Raw genomic sequence first — 25,169 nt, 5'->3', positions numbered from 1 at the left:
TCTAGAACAGTGCGGCGCTGAGCTTGCGACGCCACTCCGCGGTGCGCGGGTCGGCGGCGCCGAGGACCTCGAGGAGGTCGACATACTTCTGGCGGGCCTCGTCGTCGTCCTTCACCGAGGCGAGCAACTCGGCGAGCGTCGCCTCGACGTCGTCGCCCGCACCACCGGTGCGAGCCAGCGCAGTGATCCGCCGCGTCTCGGGAGACTCCGGGATGCGCTCGAGCAGCTTGAGGCCGGTCTCCGGCTCACCCTGTGCGACCAAGAGTTCGGCGAGCGCCACGACGGCACCGGGGTGGTCCGCCTGGATCTCGAGCGCCTTCACGAGCGACGCCTCGTCGCCCGCCTCGACGAGTTGCTCGATCTCCGAGCCCGGTCCGGTGGCCAGCAGCCGGTCGACGAACTCCTGGACCTGGGCCTCGCCCTGGGCACCCATGAACCCGTCGACGATCTGCCCGTCCTTCATCGCGTAGACGGCCGGGATCGACTGCACCTTGAACGCCTGCGAGACCGCAGGATTGGCATCGACGTCGACCTTGGCGAGTTCGACCTGGCCGTTGGTCGCGGCGATCACCTTCTCGAGGATCGGCCCGAGTTGCTTGCACGGACCACACCACTCCGCCCAGAGATCGATCACGACGGGGACGGTCTTCGACCGCTCCACCACCTGGGCTTCGAACGTTGCGTCGGTTACATCAGCCATCGTGGCGTTCAACGTAGCGGACGGCCGTCGCATTCCCGTTGCCGTGTCGACGGCGCCCGTCGGTCCGTGGTCAGATGCTCCACGCATGACCAAGGCCGTCGACCCCACCGATCTCTACACCGTCCTGCGGATTCCGGATCTGATCGATCCGGTCCTCATCGTCCACTTCGACGGCTGGATCGACGCGGGCGTTTCCGCCGGCAATGCGGCCCGGTATCTCGTGGAGGCGACCGGTGCCGACCCGCTCGTCGAATTCGACACGGAGTGGCTGTTGGACCATCGGGCCCGGCGCCCGACGATGCACCTGGTCGACGGCGTCAATGCCGGAGTCGAGTGGCCGAAACTCGAGATCGCGGCGGGTCGCGACAGCAACGACCGCGACGTGCTGATCCTCCACGGGGCCGAACCCGACCACAACTGGCGTGCCTTCACCACCGCCGTCGTCGATCTCACCGACCGGTTCGGCGTGCGTCGGGTCGTCTCGATGGGCGCCTATCCGGCCGCGGTCCCCCACACCCGCTCGACGCGGCTGACGATCACCTCTCCCGATGTCGACCTCGCCCGGAGCAACGAGCCCCGGGCCACCATCGACGTTCCGGCCGGGATGGCAGCGGTGTTGGAGCAGGCCTTCGACGCAGCCGGACTCGAAGCGCTGACCATCTGGGCGCAGGTGCCGCACTACATCCCTCCGGGCCCGTACCCGGCCGCGACCCAGGCCCTCATCGAAGGGCTCGAGGAGAGCGCCGGCATCACCGTCTCGTCGGGCGAGCTCGGCGAACGCGCCCTCGCGACCCGCAACCATCTCGACGAACTCGTCTCCGACGAGGCCTCCCACAAGGCCATGCTCGCTGAGCTCGAACGGCAACACGACCAGTACGGCCACGACGGTGCGACCCTGCCCACCAGCGACGAACTGGCGGCCGAAGTGGAGCAGTTCCTGCGCTCGCAGGACGACAACGACAACAACGACAGTGACGACAACAACGAAAGCGATGGGAACGACGCATGAAGATCGACGCCGGGATCATGGGTCCCCTCACCGGGATCGGCGACCGCGCCGCCGCCATGGAGGCCTTCGGCTACGACGGCCTCCTCACCGCCGAGTTGTCGCACGACCCGTTCTTCCCGGTCCTGCTCGCTGCTGACCGCACGGAGCGCGTCGATCTGGCCACCGGTATCGCCGTCGCCTTCGCCCGCAATCCGATGATCCTGGCCAACATCGCGTGGGACCTCCAGGAGTTCTCGAGGGGGCGGTTCACCCTCGGGCTGGGCTCCCAGATCAAGCCCCACATCGAGAAGCGCTTCTCGATGCCGTGGTCGAAGCCGGCGGCTCGCATGCAGGACATGATCGAGGCGATCCACGCGATCTGGGATTGCTGGCGGACGGGCGAGAAGCTCGACCACCGCGGCGAGTTCTACCAACACACGCTGATGACCCCGATGTTCTCCCCCGGGGTCAGCGAGTTCGCCGACCCGAAGATCTCGCTCGCTGCCGTCGGCCCGTTGATGACCAAGGTCGCGGGTCGGGTCGCGGACGGATTCGTCTCGCATTCGTTCCAGACGGCGGAGTACCTGCGCGACGTCACGATGCCTGCACTCGAGGAGGGACTGGCGGAGCGGGGTCGGAGCCGCAGCGACATCGAGGTGTCGATCCCGATGTTCGTGGTGAGCGGCACGACCGAGGAAGAGGTCGCGCAGCGCAAGCAAGGTGTGAAGCAGCAGATCGCGTTCTACGGATCGACCCCGGCCTACAAGCCGGTGCTCGAGCATCACGGATGGGGTGATGTCCAACCGGAGCTGAACCGGATGTCGAAGGAAGGCAAGTGGGTCGAGATGGCCGACGTCATCGACGACGAGATCCTGTCGCACTTCGCCGTGGTCGCCGAGCCCGACGGCGTCGCCGCGCTCGTTCGGGAACGATTCGGCGACCTCGTCGACCGGGTCCAGTTCTCCGCCGACGGCGACCGCGAGGTGTGGGGCCCGGTCGTCGAGCAGATCCGCGCGATCTGACGCTCAGCGCAACGCCCACAGCACGCCGCCGGAGAACTCGGCCACCGCGACCGCTCCGTCGGGGGCGACAGCGTCGGTGACGAGAAGCAGGTGGGTCGTGTCGTTCGTCGGTTCGGGCGACACGTGATCGAAGCCCACCTCCCACGCGACTGCGCCGGCCAGCGTCGACGGCACCCGATCGACGTCGATGACCAGTTCGTCGATGCCGTCGGCCTCGCCAAGCGCCGCCTGGACCTCACCGACGACGGAGCGTTCCTGGAGCGACTCGATCGCCTCGCGACCCGACAGCACCGCGACCGCGACGATCACGGCGGCGACGACGGGGGCCACCCAGGCCTGACGGCGCGCCGCGGCGAGCACCACCAGTCCGGCGAGCAGGGCGCACGACGCGGCCGCACCCGGCTCGAAGATCAACTGCCCGAACGGCGCGCCGGCGACCTCGGTGCCGAGCATCATCACCGGCGTACGTGACCGCGCCCAGACGTCGCCCGGCCCGGCCCAGGCGCCGTAGAGGCCGGCAATGACGACCGACACGGTGACGACGGTCGCGCCGAGTCGCCACGACAGGTCTCCTGCGGCCACGACCCCGAGCGCCACCAACAGGGGCGCCAACACCTCGATGTAGCGGCCGTGGAGGAAGGCATCGGCGCGGTCGACGCCCGAGAGGAACCAGCCGGCGAGCACGACCGTGACCGCGAGCATCGCGCCATAGACGACGGCGATTCCCCGATCCCGCACCAGCACGAACAGACCCAGCACGGCGACGCCGGCTGTCGCCAGCACCAGATATGCGACGGTGCCGCCACCCCGCACCACCATCCCCGTCACCTCGCCGAGCCCACGGTTGCCGGCCAGGTCGGCAACGTCGTAGGTGGCGTCGGCTCCGAACGACGCATCCGCCAGAGCGCGCCGCGCCAGCTCGGCGATGGCGAGGCCGAGCACTCCGACCGACATCGTCGCCACGAGCGGTCGGCGCGCACCCCGCGTCCAGAGGGTTCCCAGCGCCGCAGCGAGGACGACGAGGGTGACCGGCCCCATCCGCGGGTGAGTGGCGAACAATCCGACGGCGACCACGGCAACCTCGACCCCGCGGCGATGCGTCGGCGCATCGCGCAGTCGCAACAGGGCGAGCACGGCGAGTCCCACGAGCAGCGGCAGCAGTCGCTCGGTCCACGCGATCGTGCCCGTCAACAACGCGGCGGGCAGCGAGGCCCCGATCGCAGCGGCGCCCAAGGCCCGCCCGAACGACGCGTCGCTCAGCCGACGCACCAGCATGAACACCACCGGCAGCAGCGCCGCGCCGAGGATCGCGTTGACGATCTGCGCGAACACGACCATCTGTGGTTCGTCGAGTCCGACCAGCCAGCCCGGGGCCAGCAGCAAGGGGTAGAGCACGCCGTAGGGCGGCTGCGCCGGCAACGGCGATGCTCCGCCGCCCGCCAGCGTCCGCCCCATCGAGAGATACGCCAGGTCGTCGATGGCCAACAGCGGCCCCGTCATCGACGTGGCGATCCATGCGCCGACGAGCGCGTGGGCCGCAGTGGCAGCACGCAGGATCGCTCGGGACGACGGCATCGCTGCGACGCTACGCCGACCGAGATTTGTTGGGTGGGAGCCTCCGCGGCGCCTGCTACGATTTCGCTCCGAACACTTCGGGGCTATAGCTCAGTTGGTAGAGCGCTTCCATGGCATGGAAGAGGTCAGGGGTTCAATTCCCCTTAGCTCCACAGCACCCGACAGCACTGCCTGCCTTCCTTGGAACCACAAGGGAGATGAAGGATGGAAGAGTCGGAGCAGGCCGAGCACTGTGCGGAAGTTCACTTCCTCACCAGAGCGTCGGAACCTCGCAACAATTCCGTCGAGACGGCCAACGCAGCGCTGGCGGGCGCCTACCTCGATTGGTGCGAACGTGTCAGAGACCGCTCGCCTCGGACCGTGAGCAGCTATCGGTATGTATTGGGCGCCTACACGCGGTGGCTCGCTCACCGTGGCGCAACGACTGTGAGTCGACGCGACATGGAACTGTTTGTCCTCCGCCCGCGTCCCCGTGGCGGCGACCCCGCAGCTGCGACGAAACGGCGCGAGGTCGGCGTGTTGCGTTCCTTCTACACGTGGCTATGGGAAGAGGGTTACACATCGGAACACATGGCCCGTGGTCTGCATGGGCCGAAGCCCACTGACCGCGATCCGAAGCCGATTCCCGATGCCGACTGGAAGCGGCTGTGGCTGGCGGACTGGGATGCCGAGACCCGAACGATTCTCGGCCTAGCGTACTTCGGCGGGCTCCGCAGACGAGAGCTGTGGGAGCTGACTGCTGGTCAACTCGGTACTGAGACCATCACCAACTTCCGACGCAAGGGTGGCGCCGAGAAGCAGCTCCCGATCTCGGCTCTCCTTAGCATCTACGAAACATCGGAGATCCTCGCTCCGCTGCTAGTCCACCGTGACCTGCTCACCCAAGCTCTCACTGAGATCGGTTCAACCAGAGCCTCCAGCGATTGGCTGATGTCAATCCGACGCACGGCATCCCTCCCAGAGGCTCTCAACAAGCGGTTCACCCAATGGTGCAGGCGAGTCGACATCTCGCACTACACGCCGCACCAGTGCCGACACTCGGCCGCCACGAATCTGGCACGGGCGGGGCTACCCCCTCATCTCGTGATGGCAATGATGAATCACTCCTCGCTTGACGTGACGATGCGGTATATCAGGACATCAGCCGCTGATCTCAACGAGTGGCTAACTACTCGCTGAAGGATTCCTCTCGCAGCACGCCTGTCGGAGGTCCATCGGCCCACGGCAGTCCGCGGTTCGGCGAACTATCCTCGTTACTCATGACTGGAGCAGTCCCCGACACGGTTGGTTGGGCACGATCTCTCACAAACATGGCAGAGGTCTTGGGCCAAGGAATTGCTCGCCTCGATCCAGACGATTCCTCAACCTCCGACACACGGGAACTTCTGGTGCTTGTTCAGGCTCAGCTCAGACACTTCTCCCGCATGGTCTTCGAATGGACGCCCGAGCAGCCGTCCTCCTGGGAGAGGCTGAAGAAGATGGGCCACACAGGGCTCATGATGACCAGCCTGGCGCTCAACGTGCTCACCCTCGGCGATCGCCTGGTCGTGCCTGACGAGGAGACGCAACGTATCGAGAGGGCAGCTCAAGCGGCGGACGACTTCAGCAAGAGCTGCATTCAGTCGGCGGAAGCGGGCGCGTCGACCAGACAAGATCGCCCGTCCACACAGACGGCTCAAGATGACCTCATCTCACGGGTAACCGAGGCGTTCCCTGGCACGAATGCCGATCTGCTGCCCGAGGTTGAGGATCTCATCGCTCAAGACGACGACGCACTCAGAGAGCGATTCGGATTGGACTCCGACGACGAGATCGTTGATGTCGTGACACGATCGCAAGTCGAGGAGATGGAAGCGATGGAGACGAGAGCCGACGAGTTGAGAGGACGGTAGGGCCCACTTGTCAGCTCGCAATGACGCCGTCGACAGGGCGACACCTCTCCGCAAGTGAGTCCGCATTCAATTCCGTGCGCTGTTCGGTGACTCAGAGATGACGAGACGCTCATTCTCCGCCCCTTCCAGCGCCGATCGCGCAAGGCCTCTCTGCGGTCACCCCGTACGCAGTGAGAGCGCGTATGGGGCGTTCTGGAGTGCTGCGGGCCCTGCGGGGCGCGGGCGGCTGCGCCCGCAGGAGATCGCGACTGAGACGCTCTGACGCGAGTGGGCCCAGCTGCTAGGCAGGCACCTAACTGGTGTGTTAAGTCATGGTCCCCATGCGGCGACGACTGCTTCTACTCCTTTTACTCACCCTGATGGCAGCGTGCTCGACCAGTACCTCGGAATCCGCACGGTCTACGAGCACTTCGGACTCCGTACCACAGGTGACAGAGTTCCTCAGTGAGGAAGACCGCATCATGTGGGCCGACCGTTGCTTCACTATCAACGGGACGCCCCTCTGTGAGCAGCTGTCGCACAGCATCTCGAACTGGATCGAGGCGGGCGCCTCGGCGGCTTGTGCAAAGCGGGAGATGATGACTCTCGTGGCCCAAATTGGCACATATGGCGACGGGTTCGGGGAAGGGCTCGAGTCGCAAGTCGAGCGCATGAACGCTCAGTGGGATGGTAGTTACCAGGAGCAGGCGGAGGACTTCATCTGGCAAGAGCTAGGGCGCGACGCTGCCGAACGCCGAGCGGCGTGCGGCATCTCCTAGCCAACACCCGCCCCTCGGTTTGCGCGGTCGGGCATCAGATGCTCCGAGCGACCGATTGCTCTCGGACCTGCATGTATGGGTGCGACTACAGGAGCCAGTGGGCGACTACAGGAGCACCCGTCCAGCTGCGTCGTTCGGGCCGTCTCCAGCTCCCTTCGTCGGTCGCTGTAGACGCCCCTCACTTGCAGCGCTGCGGCCTCGCTCTTGTGCTCGCTCGGCTGCGGCCTCGCTCGCACTGCGAGCCTCTGCTTGACCCCTTGTGTCTAGTAGCGGACAGCGGTCAGAGGTCCCGATCGGGAGTTTCGACTGGAACGGCGCGCTAAATCAGGTTCACTCAAGGCCGAAAGATTCATCATAAATTCACTTTGTGTACGATATTCAGTACTCCCTCTCGCAGGATTGTGCCTGTCCGTCGGACAGTCGCTCGGTTGTCCGAAGCGGCTCTGCGAGTCGGCTGACAAGTACCTTAGGACCAGACGGCGTACCCCCCCCAGACCCGCCCCTTTCGAAGGTGAAGAACACCTCAGAAAGAGCCCCGAACACAAGGTCGGCGGGAGATGTAGACGCAACGCAGGGCTGTGATAGAACAGCAGCGGAAGGCATGGTAGTGACACGAGCGGAGCCGTGGCGTGGCCGCAGGCCAGGTCAGGGGTTCAATTCCCCTTAGCTCCACAGCACCGGACCAGGGCCTTCGCTTCTCGAGCGGAGGCCTTCGTCGTTTTCGACGTGTCAGAGCCCGAAGCGGGGGTACTCGGTGGGCCGCACCATCGAGACGTAGGCCCAGACCCGGTAGTAGTAGTTCGCGAATCGGACGAGGAAGTCGCGCATGCCCTCGGGCCAACGACCGGTGAACAGCACTGCGAACCACGCGATGACCGCCACGACGACGGCACCGATCCCGAACACGGCGATCACGATGTAGTGCGGGATGGCCAGCAAGATGTTGGCCGCCGCCTTGCGGGGCGGATCGACCGGAGGCAACTCCGGAAGGTGGAGGCGAATCGGCGGGTAGGCGCCGTTGTCGGCCGGCCCCTGGGTGAAATCGAACCCGGGGTAGGTCTCGGAGAACCCCACCAGGAACCCGTTGGCGCGGCTGCTGTAGCGCTCGTACATCCCGAGGAACCCGTACAGACCCGGGTTGAGCTTCCCGGTGAAGAGGAAGACGAGCCAGTACACGAGGAACACGACGCTCTCCACGGCCCGCAGGGCCTGGAGGATCAGCCCGTGCGGGATGTAGAGGACCCACTGCGCCAGCGGCCGCCAGTTCGCGATCTCGTAGGGTGAATCGACGACATACATGTCGTCGGCGGTCGGGGCAGGCAGATCGGACATGACGCCAGCCTGACACCCTTCGCTCATCGACGAAAGCGCTCGAAGGCCCCTCAACTGTCGATCGTGAATCCGGCCAGGTCACGGGCAGTGTCGCGGGAGATGTCGGGACAGATCATCGGCATCAACTCGGTGCCGTGCATCGTCCCCATCACCTGACGGCACCGGGCCGCCACCCCGGCCTCGAGGAGCAATCGGTAGAACTCGATGCCCTCGTCGCGCAGCGGATCGGCCTCGTTGACGCTGATCATGACCGGCGGGAGGCCGGCCACGTCGTCGACGGTGGCGAACAGCGGCCAGGCGAGCGGGTCCCGTGCCTCGAACGCCTCGATGCCGTAGGCCAGACGTTCCCGGTTGCTGCCCAAGGTGACGAAGATGCCGTTGTTCTCGATGGTCGACGGCAGGCGCGCCTGAGGCCAGCGACCGGCGATGTAGGGACACAGGGCGTAGAGACCGGAGACCAGCTCAACGTCGCCCTCCCGCAGCAGCCGCATGCCCGTGGCCAGCGTCAGGTTGCCGCCCCCGCTCTCCCCCGCCACGACGACCCGCGAGGCGTCGATCCCGAGCTCGTCGGCATGCCCGGCGACCCATCGAACGGCGGACACACAGTCGTTGAGCCCGCCGGGATACGGGGCGATCTCCTCCCCACTGCTCGACGGCACGAGGCAGTTGCGGAACTCGATCATCGCCACACCGACGCCGTGGGCGGCGACGAGCTTGCCGAACGCCCGATAGTTCCCGTCGAAGGCAGAACCCGTCATCATCCCGCCGCCGTGGAGGTAGACGACCGCCGGCACCACGTCGTCGCCTCGGGGTCGGATCCAATTGAACCGCACGCGGTTGCCGTCAGGGGTCGACGTGAACTCCAGCGTCTCCCAACGCAACCCCACCGACGGCGCGAGCGCTTCCACGTCGTTCTTCTCCATCGATGCAGTGACCGCCGCCCGAATCGCCAGTCCACGCGGCGAGTTGGCGGCGGCCACGAGCTCGTCGCGGCCGGCCGCATCACGCAGCGGCGTCGCGGGCAGCGCCTTCAGCATCCGCTTCACCCGCGGATCGAGGCGGCGATCCTGCTGGATCTCCTCGGCGCTCGGCATCAACCCAGTTCGGGCGTGCGCACCGGTTCCCACTCGAGCCGGGGCCGGTCGCCCCACAGCTTCTCGAGTTGGTAGAAATCGCGCTGCTCCTGGTGGAAGACATGGACCACGAACGACCCGTAGTCCATCAGCACCCACTCGCGCGCTTCCTTGCCCTCCACCCGCACCGGACTCGGACCCCCGTCACGAGCGAGCCGCTCCTCGATGGCGTCGACGATCGCGTGCACCTGCCGGGGGTTCGAACCGCTCGTGATGACGAAGTAGTCGGAGACGGCGAACACGTCGCCCACATCGATGATGACGACATCGGCCGCCTTCTTGTCGTCCGCCGCCGCAGCCGCGAGCCTGACCAGGTCCTGGATCTCGTCGGTCGAACTCGTCACACGCTCTCACTCACGGCTAGGACCCGCTCACAGGTCGGAGGAGTCGAACCCCACGGTAACCGTGAGCTGGGCCGGTTGGTCGAGATTCTCGTCGAAGACGACCGGGACGCCCAGCGCCGCGGCGAGCGCCTCTCCCCGCTCGGCGTCTTCAGGCGCGTGGTAGGCGACGAAGGTCTCCTGCACATCGAAACTCGCCGCGTTGCCGATGACGTAGATCTCGGCACCGGCCGCCACGACCGTCGGCAGGAAGCGCGCCCGTCGAGCGGGATCGCCGGTGCCGTCGAGGAGTTGCACGGTCGGCCACACACCCGGGGCGTACCCCACCGGGACCGGCACCATCTCGCGCCCCTTCTCGATCGGCCACGACGCGCTGCCCTCGGCCAAGGTGTAGAGCGGGTCGGCCGTGCCGAACGCGACAGGCACGACAGGAGCGAGCTCGAGATCTGCGGTCCCCGTACCGAACGCGCGCAAGTACGGCGGCAGACCCTCCTCGAACGGCAGCGTGGCGGACAGCAGATCGTCGGCTTCGCCGACCGCAGCCAGCCACGCCTCCCAGATCGCGAGCTGACGGGTGAAGCGCCCGTCGTCGAGTTCGGCCGGGTTCCGCCAGGCGTAGATCTCGGCCAGATCCGCACCGTCGAACTGGCCGAAACCTGACTCGTACACGACCTCGCCGACGCCGTCGTCCCCGAGGCGAACGAGATCGTCCGCCAGGAAGAAGGACACGGGTTCGACCCGCTCGAGGAACGCTCCCAACCGCTCGGTCGACATGACCATCGGTTCGGCCTCGGTGAACCCGAACCCGAAGTACTCGGCCACCGCCTGCTCCAGGGCTTCGACGCCCTGCGAGGCGTAGAGCTGGCCGAGGATCACGTCCTGCTCGGAGAGGTCGAGCAACATGTTGGGAGAGAGCACGACGAGGCTGCCGCCGGCATCGAGCGAGGTGCGGGCGAGCACCGTCACCCCCACGAGCGTGTCGTCTGCGTCGACATGAGCGACCAGCAGGGTCGGAGTCGGCGTGGCGAAGGCGAGGAAGCCCGGTTCGCCCGGATCGTCGACCGCGGCGACCACCGACCCGTCGGTGGTGTCGAGAACGGCCTTGGCGCCATCGCGCCAGAGCACGAAGACGAAAACCGCGGCGGCTGCGATCAACAGCGGAAACACGAACCGGAAGAACGGATGCGCCGGCGGGGCCGGATGCCGACGGCGTCGGGTGCGGGCCGACGCCGGCTCGTCGCTCGGGGGCCGAGGACCGGGTTCGTCGAGAGTGGGAGCGGTCATGGGTTCCGGCGGTAGAGGCCATGGTGGCGGATGCCGTCGATGACCGTAGGCGGGATCAGAGCCTCGACGGGAGCACCCTCGGCGATCCGCGCGCGGAGATCACTCGACGACACTTCCATCAGGGGCACGTCGACCACCACGTGATCCCACCCCTCCGGCGGTCGACCCCCTTCACGGCCCCCCCGGTCGACCACGACGGTCGTGGCACCGCGCCGGATCTCGTCGGTGCGTTTCCAGCTGTCGAGGCCGGCCGCGGCGTCGGAACCGACCAGCAGGAACAGCTCACTGTCGGGATCATCTTCGTGCAGCGCCGCGAGCGTGTCGGCGGTGTAGGTCTCGCCGCCCCGGCGTATCTCGATGTCGCTCGCCTCGAGTGCGACGTGACCCAGACGCCGGTTGAGCCGGGCGACGGCACCCTCGACCAGTGCGAAACGGATCGCCGCCGACGTCACCTCCGCATCGGCCTTCTGCCACGGGTCGTTTGCGACGACGAGCAGCATGCGGTCGAGGCGAAGCCGGTGTCGAACCTCGAGCGCGATCATGAGGTGGCCGTTGTGCAGGGGATCGAAAGTACCCCCGAAGACGCCGATTCTCACCCGGCGGAGTCTAGGTCCACGCTGCTGACGAGACCGCTCCGGGACCGCACGGATCGACCGACTCTGCATCCCGACGCCGCCGACGTGACGGAAGTCATACAGCTTTGACCTGACATTTCACGCGCGATGATGTTCAATAGTCCGGCTGGACCGGAGTGCGGCGCGCGTTCGCAAGTCGCGAGCACACGGTACTGGCTTCCCCCCGAAACACCACCCAAGGCATTTCAACCAAGCAAGAAGTGCCAGAACGAAATCGGGAATACCGCGTGTGCGGTTTCCGTTGAGCGAGTTGTCATGAGCGATTCTGTTGGACAGTACCTGAACGAGATCGGCGCCGTTGCGCTGCTCAATGCCCAGGAAGAGCGTGAGCTCTCCCAGGTCATCGAGAAGGGCTTCGAGGCCCGTGCTCGCAAAGAAGACGGTGAGAAGGGTCGCGAACTCGATCGTGCGATCCGCGATGCCGCTGCGGCGAAGGACCGGTTCATCCGGGCCAACCTGCGCCTCGTGGTGAGCGTCGCTCGCCGTTATCCCCTCCCTCCCGGTATGGAGCTCCTGGATCTCATCCAGGAGGGCAACCTGGGTCTCGAGCACGCGGTCGACAAGTTCGACTGGCGCAAGGGCTTCAAGTTCTCCACCTACGCCACCTTCTGGATCCGCCAGGCCATCGGCCGGGCCCTCGACCAGAAGGCCTCCCTGGTCCGCCTCCCCGGCGACCGTTCCGCCTCGCTGCGTGCAGCCCTGCGGGCCGTGTCGGGCGACGGCGACGAGCTCGACGACGAACACGCCCGTCTGCACCGGCTGACCACCCCCACCAGCCTCGACCGTACGATCGGCGACGACGACTCCAACGAGCTCGTCGATCTCCTGCCCGATTCCAACCCCGGCCCCGAGGTCGAGGTCATGGCGAAGGCCGAAGAAGAGATGGTCACCGGCCTGCTCGACATCCTCGACGAGCGTGCGAAGTACGCCGTCGAGCAGCGGTTCGGCCTCGGCGACGGTCGCAAGCGCTCCTACCGTGAGGTCGGCGAAGACCTCGGCGTCACCGCCGAAGCCGCTCGTCGCCTCGTGAAGCGGGCGATCCATTCGGTCCGTGAGCACGCGGCGAGCATCGCCGACACCGTCGACGCCGCCTGACCCTCCTTTTCTGAGGCCTAAATCGCGCCTGGCGCGATTCCGGCGTCACAAAACGCTGAACCGAAGCCTCTGCCTCCGGGCAGGGGCTTCGGCCGTTTTCCGGCGCTTCCCGTCGATATTGGTTGGAACCCGAGGGCCCCCGGCAGCACACTTGTCGGGTGAACACCCCGTGGAGTCCCAGCAGCTGGCGTTCGTTCGAGGCCAAGCACCAGCCGACGTGGCCCGACTCGGGCGAGCTCGACCAGGCGCTCAAGCTCCTCGCCGACCAGCCACCACTCGTTTTTGCCGGCGAAGCCCGCAACCTCACCGCCCAACTGGCCAACGTCGCCAACGGCAACGCATTTCTCCTGCAGGCCGGTGACTGCGCCGAGTCGTTCGAGAGCTCGGCCGACTCCATTCGAGACCGTCTGCGAGTGATCCTGCAGATGGCGGTGGTCCTCACCTACTCCGGCGGGATCCCGCTGGTGAAGGTCGGCCGGATCGCCGGCCAGTTCGCCAAGCCCCGGTCCAGCCCCACGGAGACCCAGGGCGACACCGAGCTCCCCTCGTTTCTCGGTCAGATCGTCAACGACATCGGCTTCTCCGAGGACGAGCGCCGTCCCGACCCGCAGCGCCTCCTCGGCGCCTACAACCGGGCTGCGTCCACGCTCAACCTGCTCCGTGCGTTCACGAGCGGCGGCTACGCCGACTTGCGACAGGTGTCGAGCTGGAACCGCGAGTTCGTCGCCTCCTCCCCCGCCGGCGAGCGCTACGCGCAGATGGCCGACGAGATCGACCGGGCCCTTCGCTTCATGAACGCCTGCGGCATCAACGGCGACACCGTGCCGGCCCTCCACGAGGTCGACTTCTACACCTCCCACGAAGCGCTGCTGCTCAACTACGAAGAGGCGCTGACCCGCGAGGACTCCCTCACCGGCGACTGGTACGACTGCTCGGCGCACATGCTCTGGATCGGCGAGCGGACCCGTCAACTCGACGGTGCGCACGTGGAGTTCCTCCGTGGCGTGCAGAACCCGCTCGGCTGCAAGATCGGCCCGACGGCCACCCCCGACGAGGTGCTCGCGCTCTGCGAGGCGCTGAACCCCGACAAGAAGCCCGGCCGACTCACCCTCATCGTCCGGCAGGGCGCCGACAAGGTGACCGAAGGTCTGCCGCCGCTGCTCGCCGCGGTGCGCGACGCCGGACATCCCGTGGTGTGGGCCTGCGATCCGATGCACGGCAACACCTACACCGCCGAGGGCGGCCACAAGACCCGGCACTTCGACGACGTGCTCCGCGAGATCAGTGGATTCTTCGCCGCCCATGCCCAGGAGGGCACATGGCCGGGCGGTGTCCATGTCGAGCTGACCGGCGATGCCGTCACCGAGTGCCTCGGCGGGAGCGACGGGCTCGTCGACGGCGATCTCTCGGAGGCCTACGAGACCATGTGCGATCCTCGCCTCAACGGGCGCCAGTCGGTCGATTTGGCGTTCCGCGTGGCCGAGTTGCTCAGCGAGCGCGCCTGAGCCGAAGATTTTCTGGCCGCGGCTGCATCCGCACCGCCACCTGGGTCCGTAGCAGGGGTTGTACATACCCCCCTGGAAGGAACCCAGACAATGTCCAAGCGCCTCCTGCGCATCCTGTCCGCTCTCCTCGCCTTCACGCTGCTCGCTGCCGCGTGTGGCGATGACGACGAGGACACCACCACGACCACCACCGAGGCGTCGCCCGACGACTCGGCCGACCCGGGCGCCGAAACCGGCACGATCGTCGATGTTGCGGTAGCGAACGGCAGCTTCACCACACTGGTCGCCGCTGTTCAGGCCGCCGGCCTGGTCGACACCCTCTCGGGTGACGGTCCGTTCACCGTCTTCGCTCCCACCGACGATGCCTTCGCCGCTGCGCTCGCCGATCTCGGCCTGACCGCTGAAGAGCTCCTGGCCAGCCCCGACCTCGCCGACATCCTCACGTACCACGTGGTCGCCGGTGAAGTCGACGCCGCAACCGCCATCAGCCTCGACGGCCAGTCCGCCGAGACCGTGAACGGCGCCGACATCGACATCTCCGTCGTCGACGGCAGCGTCGTGATCAACGGCACCGCCACCGTCGTCACCCCCGACGTCGCCGCCTCCAACGGCATCATCCACGTCATCGACGCCGTCCTGCTCCCGCCGGACTTCGGTTCCGACGACATGGCTGAAGACGACATGGCCGACGACGACATGGCCGACGAGAATGCCGCTCCCGGCACGATCGTCGATGTTGCGGTGGCGAACGGCAGCTTCACCACACTGGTCGCCGCTGTTCAGGCCGCCGGCCTGGTCGACACCCTCTCGGGTGACGGTCCGTTCACCGTCTTCGCTCCCACCGACGATGCCTTCGCCGCTGCGCTCGCCGATCTCGGCCTGACGGCTGAAGAGCTCCTGGCCAGCCCCGACCTCGCCGACATCCTCACGTACCACGTGGTCGCCGGTGAAGTCGACGCCGCAACGGCCATCAGCCTCGACGGCCAGTCCGCCGAGACCGTGAACGGTGCCGACATCGACATCTCCGTCGTCGACGGCAGCGTCGTGATCAACGGCACCGCCACCGTCGTCACCCCCGACGTCGCCGCCTCCAACGGCATCATCCACGTCATCGACGCCGTCCTCCTGCCGCCGGCGTAGTCCCTCGACCCCCGGGTGAGACCCTCCCCCCAAGGGCTCGCTCCGCTCGGCGAGTCGCCCCGACCTTCCCCCTCCAATGGTCGTGGCGGCTCGCCGTCAGCGCTTCAAGGATCCAGCCATGATCTCGACACTCACGAGACCTGACAGTCACCACGACGGCGACCGCCGTTACGCTGAGGGCGTGAGCGCCGCCGAGATTCGTGTGGTCGGGGATGCCGACGGATGTTTCGCCCGAGGCGACGACGACGCCCTGCGCAAGGCCTACGACGAGCATGGCCGGCTGATCTACACCTTCTGCGCACGGGCCCTCGGGCCCGAACGGGCGCACGATGTCACCCAGGAAGTGTTCCTGAGTGCCTGGAGGGCCCGGGATCGCTTCGATCCGGCCAAGGGCAATCTGGCCGCCTGGCTCACCGGCATCGCCAAGAACCGGATCATCGATGCGGTGCGGGCCGAGAAGCGCCACTCCGATCGACGGGCACCGGAATCGACCGACGAGCTGCCCACCGAATCCGAGACGGAGACGTTGGGCGACCAAATGCTGGTCGCCGACGCACTCCGCATCCTGCCCGAGCGCTCGCGTAGGATTCTGACGCTCCACTACTTCGAGGATCTGACCCACCCGCAGATCGCCGAGCGCACACAGCTCCCACTCGGGACCGTCAAGAGCGACATCCGTCGTGGTCTCGACCGCATCCGACAGCACATGGAGGTTCCCCATGACTGACGACCTCCATCCCGTCGAAGCCGACGCCGACATCGAGGCGATCCTGCGCTCGCTGTCCGACGATGCTCTCGAGTTCGACGTGCCACCGCACTCGGTGTGGGAGGGGATCCAGGCCGCGGTCGAGGCCGAACAGGCCCCGACCGTCGCTGCGATCGTGCAGCTGGCGAGCCGCCGACGGCTGCCGATCATGATCGGCGCGGTGGCGGCTGCGCTCGTGGTGATCGCCGGTGTGGCGGCAGTTCTCCTCTCCGACGACGGCACTGCCCCGATCGAGGTGGCATCGGCCGAGCTCGTCTACGTGCCCGACGATCCCGCGTTCGTCGACCTCGGGATCGGCCGTTCGGCCAACGTCACCCTCCTCGCGGACGGAGATGCCGAGAAGGTGCGGGTCGAGATCGCCGATCTGCCCGATGCAGGCGACGACAGCGACCTGGAGATCTGGCTGATCGGTGTGACCGAAGGTGACCCCGACATCGTCCCACTCGGACTCGTCGAGGACCCCAACGACCCCGGCACCTTCACGGTGCCCGCCGATTTCGACCGGTCGGCCTACGACGCGGTCGCCGTCGACATCAGCATCGAACCGCACGACGGCAACGAGAGCCACAGTGGCATGTCGCTCGTGCGCGGCGTGCTTTCCACCTGACTCAGGGGAAGGTGCCGGCGGCAGTGATGCTGGCGTCGCTCTGCGCCGGATCGGTGAAGGCGGAATGGACCGGACGGGTTCCGACGAAGCTCGAGCCGAAGAACATGATCGCCGCGCCGGCTGCGATGGCCGGGGCGACACGGCTTCCGTCCACGCGGGGGCGAGGTTCCTGCGGCGTGGCCCATGGGTCGAACTCGGGTCGATATCCCCATCGCGCCGCGATGACGAGGCCGACCAATGCGAGAGCCCCGAGCAGCAGCGAGTCGGTGTCGCCCGCGGCGGCCCACGCGTAGGGACGCCCCACCAGCGGGACCACCAGCCGACCGATCCCGCGGACCTGATCGGGGCGAACGGGGGTCGAGTCGGCTGACTCGTTCGCGTCACCCCATGTGCGGTACTCCCCCGTGGGGAGCACTTCGACGAGCCGGTGCGAGACGAAGCCCGAGCCGGCCGGGTTGTCGAAGACGATGACGGATCCGGGGACCAGCCGATCGGCGTCGACCGGTCCGGCCACGAGCACGTCGCCGACCTCGATCGACGGCGTCATGGAGCCGGAGGTGATCACCGTGGGCGACCACCCCCTGACCACGGGATAGCCGACCGCCCACAGCATCAGGGTCGCGAGCGCGCTGAGCACGCAGAGCGCCACGGTCCCGGTCACGAAGCGAGCAATGGCGACAGCAGCCGGCAGCTCGTTGCTCGACTCGTCCATGATCCCGACTAGTTCTGGATCTCCCAGGTGAAGGTGAGCCCGGTCACCGACTCGCCCTCCTCTGCGTTCGGCGTCGCCGCGTCGAGTTCGACGGTGATCCGGTAGGTCACGGACTCCGGCGTGCCCGACGGGTCCCAGACGCCCGCGCCGTTGGCGTAGTTCGTGTGCGCGGTCCCGAAGTCGGCCAGGGTGCCGCCGCTCTCGATCGTGTTGACGGACGAGAAGCCGGTGCAGTCCCCGAAGGAACCACCGGTGCCCTCCTCGATCGTGAGGTTGAGATACGTGGCGAAGTCACCGGAGTCGGTGTAGCCGCCCGAGTAGACGCTCACGCGAGAGGGATCCGGGATACTGCCCTGGTAGGTCACCACGAGACAGTCGACTTCCGTCTGGCCCGGCTCCATGTCGACCACGGTGAAGATCGCCGAGTCGGAGTCGTCGTCCACCAGGTCGATGTCGCCGGCGGTGAACGCGTTGGCGCTGTTGACCGTGGTGTCGTTGAACGTCGCCTGCGAGGTCGTGATCACGAGCGCACTCATCGTCGCGAACGTGCCGGCGACCGCGGTCCAGCGGATGATCGAACCGATGCCGCGCCGCCTCGGGCGCTCCTCCTCCGACGCGGCCGGCTGAGCGACTGTCTGTTCGGCCGGCGGCATCCGACCGAACCATGTGCGCAGCGGCGGTTCGGACATGCCCTCAGGATCGCCGTCGTGCCGGACGAGATGAGGGCCATTCGGCCCAGTTCAGGCCAGGTTCTCGACGAACGCCTCGAGTTGACGGAGGTTGCGCACCTCGAAGCATCCATCGGTGTACTGGGCGTATTCGCCGACGATGGAGTCGCCCGTGTCCCAGTAGGACCGCGGCTCGGGGTTCAGCCAGTGCACCTGGCGGGCCTTCTCCTTCATCTCCTTGATGATCCAGCTCTCGGAGGCGTGGTAGTTGTTGCGGGCGTCACCGAGGATCATGATCGAGGTCCGGGGCCCGATGTCCTTGCCGTAGCGCTCCCAGAACACCCCGAGCGCGTGGCCGTAGTCGGAATGGCCGTCGACCCAGACGACGTCGGCCTCGGTGTTGACCCGATGCACGGCCTCGTTGATGTCCTCGACGCCCTCGAAATAGCGGGTGACCTCATCGAGACCGTCGATGAACACGAATGCACGGACCTTGGAGAACTGCCCGGAGATCGCGTAGACGAGGTGCAGGGTGAACCGGGCGAACGCCGCGACCGAACCCGAGATGTCGGCGATCACGAAGATCTCCGGCTTGTGGGGCTTCGGGTTGCGGAACTTCGGCTCGGCCGGCACCCCGCCGTAGGACAGCGAGGCCCGAACCGTGCGGCGGAAGTCGAGCGGCCCCTTGCGCCCGTGCCGACGCTTGCGTTGAAGGCGCGATGCCAGCTTCCGCGTGAGCGGGTAGATCGCCTTGCGGAGGCTCGCCATCTCCTCTCGCGAGGCGTGCATGAAGTCGACGTCTTCGGGGAGCGGTTTGCGCAGCGTCTTGGCCATGGCCTCGACCCCACGATCGGCCACGAGACGCCGACGGATCTCCGCCTCGATCTCCTTTTGCAGCTGATCGACGCGGCTCTGGTACTCGTCGCGCTGGAGTCGTTGATCGAACTCCGACACGTCGCCGTCGTCGTTTTGCTGCTGCTCGAGAAGTCGCTCGAGCACGCCCTCGAGATCGAGGTTTCGCAGCGTGCGGTACAGGTAGTAGGTGCCGCCGACGGGCCGCCCCGGCTCCATGCCCGCGTAGCGCTTCACGGCCTGACGGGCGACGCCGCGCATCATCTGTTGGTCGCCGCGCATGAGCGCCTGGAAGAGCATCTCGGCGAGTTCCTCGGGCGTGAGGTTCTCTCCCCCACCGCCGCCCTGCTGCTCGCCGGAACCCTCGGCCCCGTCCTGGTCCATGTCGTCGTCGAACTCCGCCAGTTCGGAATCCTCGCCGATCGCATACTCCTTGCCGCGCAGCGAGAAGTAGACCTCGAAGACGGTCTCGAACGCCTTCCAGTGGTTGGCGTGCTTGACGAGCGTCGCCGCGAGCGCGTACTTGAAGGTTTCGCGTTCGCCGATCGGTACGTGGCGGATCGCCTCCATCGCGTCGAGGTTCTCGGTCAGCGACACCGGCAGGCCGGCGTTGCGGAGTTCGGCGATGAAACCGTTGAGGAGCTCGAGAATCGGATCACCCAGCTCGGGCGGGACTTCGTCTCCCGAGTGCGTCTCGCCGGATTCGGTGACGGCCATGGAGCCGCTCAGACCGTGACGCCGTCGGCGGTGCTGAGTTCCTTCACTGCCTTCGTGATGTCGCTCTGGTACTTGAGCAGGACGTTGATGGTGTCGGTGGCGGTCTTCTCGTCGATCTTCTCGACGCCGAGCAGGACGAGTGTCTTCGCCCAGTCGAGGGTCTCCGACACCGACGGGTGCTTCTTGAGTTCGATCTGACGGATCGAGCGCACCACACGGGCGACCTGGTCGGCGAGGTTCTCGGTGATGTCGGGAACCTTCGTGAGCACGATCTCCTTCTCGCGCTCCATGTCGGGGTAGTCGACATGGAGGTAGAGGCAGCGGCGCTTGAGCGCCTCGGAGAGCTCACGGGTGTTGTTCGAGGTCAGGAAGACGAGCGGGATCTGCTTCGCCTCGATCGTGCCCAGCTCGGGGATCGACACTTGGTAGTCGGAGAGGATCTCGAGCAGCAGCGCCTCGGTCTCGACCTCGACGCGATCGACCTCGTCGATCAGCAGCACGACGGGCTCATCGGCGGTGATCGCCTCGAGCAACGGACGGGTGAGCAGGAACTCGTCGGAGAAGATGTCGTCGGAGATGTCGGCCCAGTCGTGGTCGTCGCCCCGCTCGGTCTGGATCCGGAGCAACTGCTTCTTGTAGTTCCACTCGTAGAGCGCCTTGGCCTCGTCGAGCCCCTCGTAGCACTGGAGGCGGATCAGGCGGGCGCCGCTGATCTTGGCGACGCTCTTGGCCAGTTCCGTCTTGCCGGTACCGGCCGGCCCTTCCACCAGGATCGGCTTCTGGAGCCGATCGGCGAGGTACACCACGCCGGCAATGCCATCGTCGGACAGGTAGTCGACCTTTTGCAGGTCGGCCTTGACGGAGGCGACGTCTTCGAATCGATACGACATGGGGAAGGAGGTTAGCGGGCGTTAACCACAGTCCCGTAACCGATATCGGCCGATGACGGTGCGGCTCAGCCGCGCACCTGACCGTCGCCTCGCACGATGAACTTGCGGGTGGTCAGCTGCTCGAGCCCCATCGGCCCACGAGCGTGGAGCTTCTGGGTCGAAATGCCGATCTCGGCACCGAACCCGAACTCCTCGCCGTCGACGAAACGGGTCGACGCGTTGACCACCACGGCGGCCGCATCGACCTCACGCGTGAACCGGTCGGCCGACGCGATGTCGGTGGTGATGATCGCTTCGCTGTGTCCGGTGGAGGTCTCGTTCACGTGGCGGATCGCCTCGTCGAGGTCGGCCACCACCTTCACGCTCATCTTCATGTCGAGGTACTCCGTCGCGAAGTCCTCGTCGGTGGCCGGTCCGATCGAATCGATGATCGCCCGCGCTGCATTGTCACCGACCAGTTCGACGCCCTCGAGCGCCGCTGCGGCCATCGGCAGGAACACGTCAGCGACCTCCGCGTGCACGACCAGCGATTCGGCCGCGTTGCACACCCCGGTCCGCTGCATCTTCGCGTTGCACACGATCTCGAGCGCCATGTCGAGATCCGCCGCCGCGTCGACATAGACGTGGCAGTTTCCTGCCCCGTCGATCACGTAGGGCACGGTCGCGTTGTCGAGAATGGACTGGATCAGGGTCGGACCGCCCCGAGGGATCAGGCAGTCGACATACCCGCGTTGCTGCATGAACTCGACGGCAGCCTCGCGACGGACATCGTCGACCACGATCAGCGCGTCGGCCGGCAGCCCGACCTTCTCCAACGCGCCGCGCAGGACCTCGGAGATCGCGAGATTGGAATCGATCGCCGACGAACTCCCCCGCAGGAACGCGGCATTGCCCGACTTGAGACAGAGGCCGAACGCGTCGCTGGTGACATTGGGGCGGCTCTCGTAGATGATCGCGACCACACCGAGCGGCACATGGACCCGTTCGATGCGCAGGCCGTTGGGCCGCACCCAGCCGTCGCTGATACGACCGACCGGGTCGGCCAGGGCGGCGACCTGACGGAGTCCGCCGGCCATACCATCGATGCGGGCGCGATCGAGCCGCAGGCGATCGACGAGCGGCGCGGCCATGCCATCGGCTTCGGCCCGGGCGACATCGTGGGCGTTGGCCTCGATGATCGTGTCGGCGTTGGCCACGAGGAGGTCGGCCGCAGCATGCAGCGCCGCGTCCTTTTCCGCAGTCGAAGCCACGGCCAACGCGCGGGCCGCGATCTTGGCGCGGGATGCGAGCTCTGGGATCGGGGTCGGGGTCGTCGTCACGAGGCCCCAGGGTAGCCGTGGGCACGGGTAGCCTCGCGGCCGTGTCACGTCGCCTCGAACCCACGGTGTTCCTGGCCATGATCTCGCCGATGACGGTGGGCCTCGTGGTCGGTGCCGGAGCCGTGGCGCGCCTGGCGACCGGGTCGTGGCCGGCGGCGGTGCTGGTCGGCGCGCTCACCTGGGTCGCCCGAGTGCTGCTGTCGTCGACGATCGCCAAACGGGTCCGGGGCCTCGAACGCCGAATCGACCCGTTCGCACTTCGGGAGCCGTGGCGCTTCTTCGTGCGCGACGCACTCAACGCCCGACAACGGTTCGCCGACGCGCTCGCCGGCGCCGAGGCCGGTCCGCTGCGCGAACGGCTCCGAGAGATCGAGGCCGAACTCGACCAGGCCGTGACCGTCACGTGGGATGTTGCGCAGCGAGGCCAACAGCTGACCGATGCGCGCCGCCGAATCGATGTGACCGAACTCGAACGGACGCTGTCGACGACATCCGCCGACGACCCGCGACACACTGCAGCCTCGGCCCAGAAGGCGAGCCACGACCGTCTGCGAGCACGCGAGGACCAGACCCGGGAACGGCTCGAGATCCTCGATGCCCGACTCGACGAGACGATCGTGAGAGCCGGCGAGCTGGCGACCCGAACCGGTGGTTCCCTCGAACTCGACGAACTCGCCGGGCAGATCACGGGCATGGTCGACGAGTTGGACTCGCTGCGGATCGCGCTCGACGAGGTCGGGAACGACACGTGACCAGCCCTCGACGGCGCTTGCGTGCGCCGACAACGAGACGGTTCGGCGGCTCGACCCTGGTTGCCGGCGGCATCGGCCTGTCTCGCGTCGCGGGCCTGCTGCGCGAGATGGTCACATCTCGGGTGCTGGGCCTCTCGCTCGCCGCCGACGCGTTCGCCACCGCGGCTCGCATTCCCAACCTGCTCCAGAATCTGCTCGGCGAGGGGGTGCTGTCGGCCAGCTTCGTGCCTGTCTACAGCCAACTCCTCGACAGAGACGACGACGCCGAGGCCAACCGGGTCGCCGGCGCAGTGGGCGCCCTCCTGTTGATGGTGACCGGCGTCGCGGTACTCGTCCTGGTCCTGGCGGCCCGACCGATCACGGCCGTGCTGGCACCGGGGCTCGCCAACGAGACGTTCGAACTCGCCGTGGATCTCACTCGCATCATGGCGGTCGGCGTGGGCTTCCTCGTGATGTCGGCGTGGTGCCTCGGCATCCTCAACAGCCACCGGAGCTTCTTTCTCCCCTACGCCGCCCCCATCGTGTGGAACGCCGCCCAGATCGTCGCCGCACTCTTCATCTGGCTGCGTGGCTGGTCGCTCGACGACGCCGCACGCGGGCTCGCGATCGCCGTCACCATCGGCGGTCTGCTGCAACTCCTCATCCAACTGCCCACCGTTCGGGGCCTGGCCCGCGGCATTCGGATGCGACCGGACAACCACCACCGAGCGGTCAAGGAGATCCGACGCCGGTTCGCGCCGGCAGTCCTCGGACGCGGCGTCGTGCAGATCTCGGCCTATCTCGACCTGTTCCTGGCGACGTTCCTCGCCGCCGGGGCGGTGGCTGCGCTGTTCAAGGCGCAGATGCTCTACACCTTGCCGGTCTCGCTGTTCGCAATGAGTGTTGCGGCCGCAGAGCTGCCCGAGATGGCCCGCCTCGTCGGCGACCCCGACGCCCTCGTCAGCCGGACCCGACGGAGCCTGGATCGCATCGCCTTCTGGATGCTGCTCGCCGCCTTCGTGATGATCGCGGCCGGCGACCTGGTCGTCGGCGTCTTGTTCCAGGGTGGTGAGTTCGACGCCACCGACGGCGTGCTCGTCTGGTTCATCCTCGGGGCATACGCCGTCGGCCTTCCGGCGATCGGCGCCAGCCGATTGCTACAGAACACGTGCTACGCGGTCGGCGACACCAAGGGGCCGGCCCGGATCGCCGCGATCCGCGTGGGCATCGCCGCGGTCATCGGCGTGGTGGTCATGTTCCCGCTCGACCGCGTGCTCGTCGGCCCCGACGGGCTCCTCGGCCTCGGCGACATCGCCGCCTTCGGCCCACTGGATGCCGCCGTGCGCGGTGCCGGTGGCCCGGTGCGCCTCGGCGCGGTCGGCCTCGCCGTCGGTTCCGCCGTCGGTGCCTGGGTCGAACTGACGCTGCTGTCCTCGCTCGTCCGCCGCCGCGTGCCCGGCATCGACGATCCCCGGAGCTCGCTCGTCGGACCCGCCGTCGCTGCGGCCGGCGCGTTCGTGCTCACCGCAGGGGTGAAGCTGCTGGCGGCGCCCCTCCCGCTGTTGATCGAGGCGGTGGTGGTCGGCACCGTCGCCGTGGCCGCCTACGTCGTCTTGTGTTTCCGGGCCGGCGTGCGCAGTGCCGACCTGATCCTGCGACCCGTCCGTCGACTCATCTGGCGATGACGACCGCCGCCGACGCCCACCGGCGAACTACGATCGGCGCATGCTCCAATATCTGAAGAAGCGCTGGAAGTATCTCGTCGCCAAGCTGAGCGGCAGTTTCGAGGACACGGCCGATCCGAAGGTCCAACTGGAGCAGGCGATCGCCGAGGCCAAGGAGCAGCACAAGCAGCTTCGTCAGCAAGCGGCGAACGTCATCGCCAACCAGAAGCAGACCGAGCTCCGTCTCAATCGGTCGCTCGAAGAACTCGAGCGGGTCAACGCCAATGCCCATCAGGCCGTCACCATGGCCGACGCGGCACAGAAGTCCGGTGAGATCGAGAAGGCGGAGCGTTACACCAACGCCGCCGAGCAGTTCGCGAACCGCCTGCTCACCCTCGAGCAGGAGATCGAGAGCCTCAAGAGCCTCCACTTCCAGGCGTCCGAGGCCGCCGAGCAGGCCAAGAACGCGGTCGACCAGAACAGCGACCTGCTCCAGAAGAAGCTCAGTGAGAAGCAGGCGCTGCTGAGCCAACTCGACCAGGCCAAGATGCAGGAGAGCGTCAACACGGCGATGGCAACACTGTCCGAGGCGGTGGGCGAAGACGTCCCGACGTTCGACGAGGTCCGCAACAAGATCGAGGCCCGCTACGCGAAGGCGAAGGCGAGCGCCGAGCTCACCGAGGGCAACGTCGAGACCCAGATGCTCGAGATCGAGAAGGCGGCGCGCAACGCAGAGGCGCAGTCGCGACTCGAGAGCATCAAGGCCGACCTCGGTATCACCAGCGGCACGCCGACGCCCGAACTCAGCGAGAGTCCGAGCGAGGCCGAACGCGCCGACTGAAG

Annotated in this window: 25 protein-coding genes and 1 tRNA gene; 14 read left to right on the top strand and 12 right to left on the bottom strand. The window is 67.1% G+C overall.

From position 1 onward, the window contains the following. Position 1 precedes the first annotated feature (1 nt). Positions 2–700, bottom strand: coding sequence for a tetratricopeptide repeat protein (locus tag R2707_02650; GenBank protein MEZ5243969.1), 699 nt, complete (start codon positions 698–700; stop codon positions 2–4). Between the two features lie 85 nt (positions 701–785). Between R2707_02650 and R2707_02645 the strand changes: the two genes are divergently transcribed. Both R2707_02645 and R2707_02640 read left to right on the top strand, forming a co-directional pair. Continuing rightward, on the top strand, positions 786–1,709 hold the full coding sequence (locus tag R2707_02645; protein ID MEZ5243968.1) for a PAC2 family protein: 924 nt from the start codon (positions 786–788) through the stop codon (positions 1,707–1,709). Then, positions 1,706–2,710: a TIGR03617 family F420-dependent LLM class oxidoreductase gene (locus R2707_02640; protein ID MEZ5243967.1), complete on the top strand. Its 1,005-nt coding sequence runs from the start codon at positions 1,706–1,708 to the stop codon at positions 2,708–2,710. The genes R2707_02645 and R2707_02640 overlap by 4 nt, the downstream gene beginning before the upstream one ends. A gap of 3 nt (positions 2,711–2,713) precedes the next feature. Here the strand turns inward: R2707_02640 and R2707_02635 are convergent, their stop codons facing one another. Continuing rightward, positions 2,714–4,285, bottom strand: coding sequence for a hypothetical protein (locus tag R2707_02635; GenBank protein ID MEZ5243966.1), 1,572 nt, complete (start codon positions 4,283–4,285; stop codon positions 2,714–2,716). Positions 4,286–4,364: 79 nt separating this feature from the next. On the opposite strand from R2707_02635, the gene R2707_02630 reads away from it, so the two are divergent. The 4 genes from R2707_02630 to R2707_02615 all read left to right on the top strand — a co-directional run bounded on the left by R2707_02630 (position 4,365) and on the right by R2707_02615 (position 6,935). After that, positions 4,365–4,437: transfer RNA gene (locus R2707_02630), tRNA-Ala, on the top strand. A 52-nt stretch (positions 4,438–4,489) separates the two neighbouring features. Next, on the top strand, positions 4,490–5,464 hold the full coding sequence (locus R2707_02625; GenBank protein MEZ5243965.1) for a tyrosine-type recombinase/integrase: 975 nt from the start codon (positions 4,490–4,492) through the stop codon (positions 5,462–5,464). A gap of 245 nt (positions 5,465–5,709) precedes the next feature. Continuing rightward, a complete protein-coding gene (locus R2707_02620; GenBank protein ID MEZ5243964.1) occupies positions 5,710–6,177 on the top strand; it encodes a hypothetical protein in 468 nt (155 codons plus the stop codon). 428 nt (positions 6,178–6,605) lie between these two features. Then, positions 6,606–6,935, top strand: coding sequence for a hypothetical protein (locus tag R2707_02615; GenBank protein MEZ5243963.1), 330 nt, complete (start codon positions 6,606–6,608; stop codon positions 6,933–6,935). Between the two features lie 729 nt (positions 6,936–7,664). Here R2707_02615 and R2707_02610 read toward each other — a convergent pair. Genes R2707_02610 through nadD form a run of 5 tightly spaced genes read right to left on the bottom strand, consistent with a single transcriptional unit; the run spans position 7,665 to position 11,621 of the window. After that, positions 7,665–8,267 (bottom strand): DUF4389 domain-containing protein, encoded by a 603-nt coding sequence (locus tag R2707_02610; GenBank protein ID MEZ5243962.1) that lies wholly within the window; start codon positions 8,265–8,267, stop codon positions 7,665–7,667. A 50-nt stretch (positions 8,268–8,317) separates the two neighbouring features. Continuing rightward, the gene (locus R2707_02605; GenBank protein MEZ5243961.1) at positions 8,318–9,361 is read right to left on the bottom strand and encodes an alpha/beta hydrolase; all 1,044 of its coding nucleotides are present in this window, start codon (positions 9,359–9,361) and stop codon (positions 8,318–8,320) included. Continuing rightward, positions 9,361–9,744, bottom strand: coding sequence for a ribosome silencing factor (gene rsfS / locus R2707_02600; protein ID MEZ5243960.1), 384 nt, complete (start codon positions 9,742–9,744; stop codon positions 9,361–9,363). The genes R2707_02605 and rsfS overlap by 1 nt, the downstream gene beginning before the upstream one ends. 27 nt (positions 9,745–9,771) lie before the next feature. Then, positions 9,772–11,025 carry a hypothetical protein gene (locus R2707_02595; protein ID MEZ5243959.1) on the bottom strand — a complete coding sequence of 418 codons (1,254 nt, stop codon included), beginning with the start codon at positions 11,023–11,025 and terminating at the stop codon, positions 9,772–9,774. Beyond that, a complete protein-coding gene (gene nadD / locus R2707_02590; protein MEZ5243958.1) occupies positions 11,022–11,621 on the bottom strand; it encodes a nicotinate-nucleotide adenylyltransferase in 600 nt (199 codons plus the stop codon). The genes R2707_02595 and nadD overlap by 4 nt, the downstream gene beginning before the upstream one ends. Positions 11,622–11,915: 294 nt before the next feature. Here nadD and R2707_02585 point away from each other — a divergent pair, with 294 nt between their 5' ends. From R2707_02585 to R2707_02565, 5 genes are all read left to right on the top strand, one after another. Continuing rightward, the gene (locus tag R2707_02585) at positions 11,916–12,755 is read left to right on the top strand and encodes a sigma-70 family RNA polymerase sigma factor (protein ID MEZ5243957.1); all 840 of its coding nucleotides are present in this window, start codon (positions 11,916–11,918) and stop codon (positions 12,753–12,755) included. Positions 12,756–12,913: 158 nt separating this feature from the next. Next, entirely contained in the window at positions 12,914–14,260 is a 1,347-nt protein-coding gene (locus tag R2707_02580) for a 3-deoxy-7-phosphoheptulonate synthase class II (GenBank protein ID MEZ5243956.1), read from the top strand. 90 nt (positions 14,261–14,350) lie between these two features. Continuing rightward, positions 14,351–15,400 carry a fasciclin domain-containing protein gene (locus R2707_02575; GenBank protein MEZ5243955.1) on the top strand — a complete coding sequence of 350 codons (1,050 nt, stop codon included), beginning with the start codon at positions 14,351–14,353 and terminating at the stop codon, positions 15,398–15,400. Positions 15,401–15,581: 181 nt separating this feature from the next. Then, positions 15,582–16,127: a sigma-70 family RNA polymerase sigma factor gene (locus tag R2707_02570; protein MEZ5243954.1), complete on the top strand. Its 546-nt coding sequence runs from the start codon at positions 15,582–15,584 to the stop codon at positions 16,125–16,127. After that, a complete protein-coding gene (locus tag R2707_02565) occupies positions 16,120–16,773 on the top strand; it encodes an anti-sigma factor (GenBank protein ID MEZ5243953.1) in 654 nt (217 codons plus the stop codon). Before R2707_02570 ends, R2707_02565 begins: the two co-directional genes overlap by 8 nt. Position 16,774: 1 nt before the next feature. Here R2707_02565 and R2707_02560 read toward each other — a convergent pair whose 3' ends face one another. The 5 genes from R2707_02560 to R2707_02540 all read right to left on the bottom strand — a co-directional run bounded on the left by R2707_02560 (position 16,775) and on the right by R2707_02540 (position 21,931). After that, complete coding sequence (locus R2707_02560) at positions 16,775–17,485, bottom strand: signal peptidase I (protein ID MEZ5243952.1); 711 nt, start codon at positions 17,483–17,485, stop codon at positions 16,775–16,777. 8 nt (positions 17,486–17,493) lie between these two features. Continuing rightward, positions 17,494–18,174: a hypothetical protein gene (locus tag R2707_02555; protein ID MEZ5243951.1), complete on the bottom strand. Its 681-nt coding sequence runs from the start codon at positions 18,172–18,174 to the stop codon at positions 17,494–17,496. A 51-nt stretch (positions 18,175–18,225) separates the two neighbouring features. Further along, complete coding sequence (locus tag R2707_02550) at positions 18,226–19,722, bottom strand: VWA domain-containing protein (GenBank protein MEZ5243950.1); 1,497 nt, start codon at positions 19,720–19,722, stop codon at positions 18,226–18,228. A gap of 8 nt (positions 19,723–19,730) precedes the next feature. Then, entirely contained in the window at positions 19,731–20,612 is an 882-nt protein-coding gene (locus tag R2707_02545) for a MoxR family ATPase (GenBank protein ID MEZ5243949.1), read from the bottom strand. Positions 20,613–20,677: 65 nt separating this feature from the next. After that, positions 20,678–21,931, bottom strand: a complete 1,254-nt coding sequence (locus R2707_02540) for a glutamate-5-semialdehyde dehydrogenase (protein ID MEZ5243948.1) — start codon at positions 21,929–21,931, stop codon at positions 20,678–20,680. Between the two features lie 41 nt (positions 21,932–21,972). Between R2707_02540 and R2707_02535 the strand changes: the two genes are divergently transcribed. From R2707_02535 to R2707_02525, 3 genes are read left to right on the top strand one after another with little or no spacing between them, the layout of a single operon-like run. Next, positions 21,973–22,683, top strand: a complete 711-nt coding sequence (locus R2707_02535; protein MEZ5243947.1) for a hypothetical protein — start codon at positions 21,973–21,975, stop codon at positions 22,681–22,683. Beyond that, the gene (gene murJ / locus R2707_02530; protein MEZ5243946.1) at positions 22,680–24,347 is read left to right on the top strand and encodes a murein biosynthesis integral membrane protein MurJ; all 1,668 of its coding nucleotides are present in this window, start codon (positions 22,680–22,682) and stop codon (positions 24,345–24,347) included. Before R2707_02535 ends, murJ begins: the two co-directional genes overlap by 4 nt. A gap of 40 nt (positions 24,348–24,387) precedes the next feature. Continuing rightward, positions 24,388–25,167, top strand: a complete 780-nt coding sequence (locus R2707_02525; protein ID MEZ5243945.1) for a PspA/IM30 family protein — start codon at positions 24,388–24,390, stop codon at positions 25,165–25,167. Positions 25,168–25,169: the final 2 nt, after the last annotated feature.

This window comes from Acidimicrobiales bacterium (assembly GCA_041394245.1).
In the GTDB taxonomy this organism is placed as follows: domain Bacteria; phylum Actinomycetota; class Acidimicrobiia; order Acidimicrobiales; family Aldehydirespiratoraceae; genus JAJRXC01.
The sequence above is the reverse complement of the archived record's forward strand: the minus strand, read 5'-3'. Positions and strand labels throughout refer to the sequence as shown.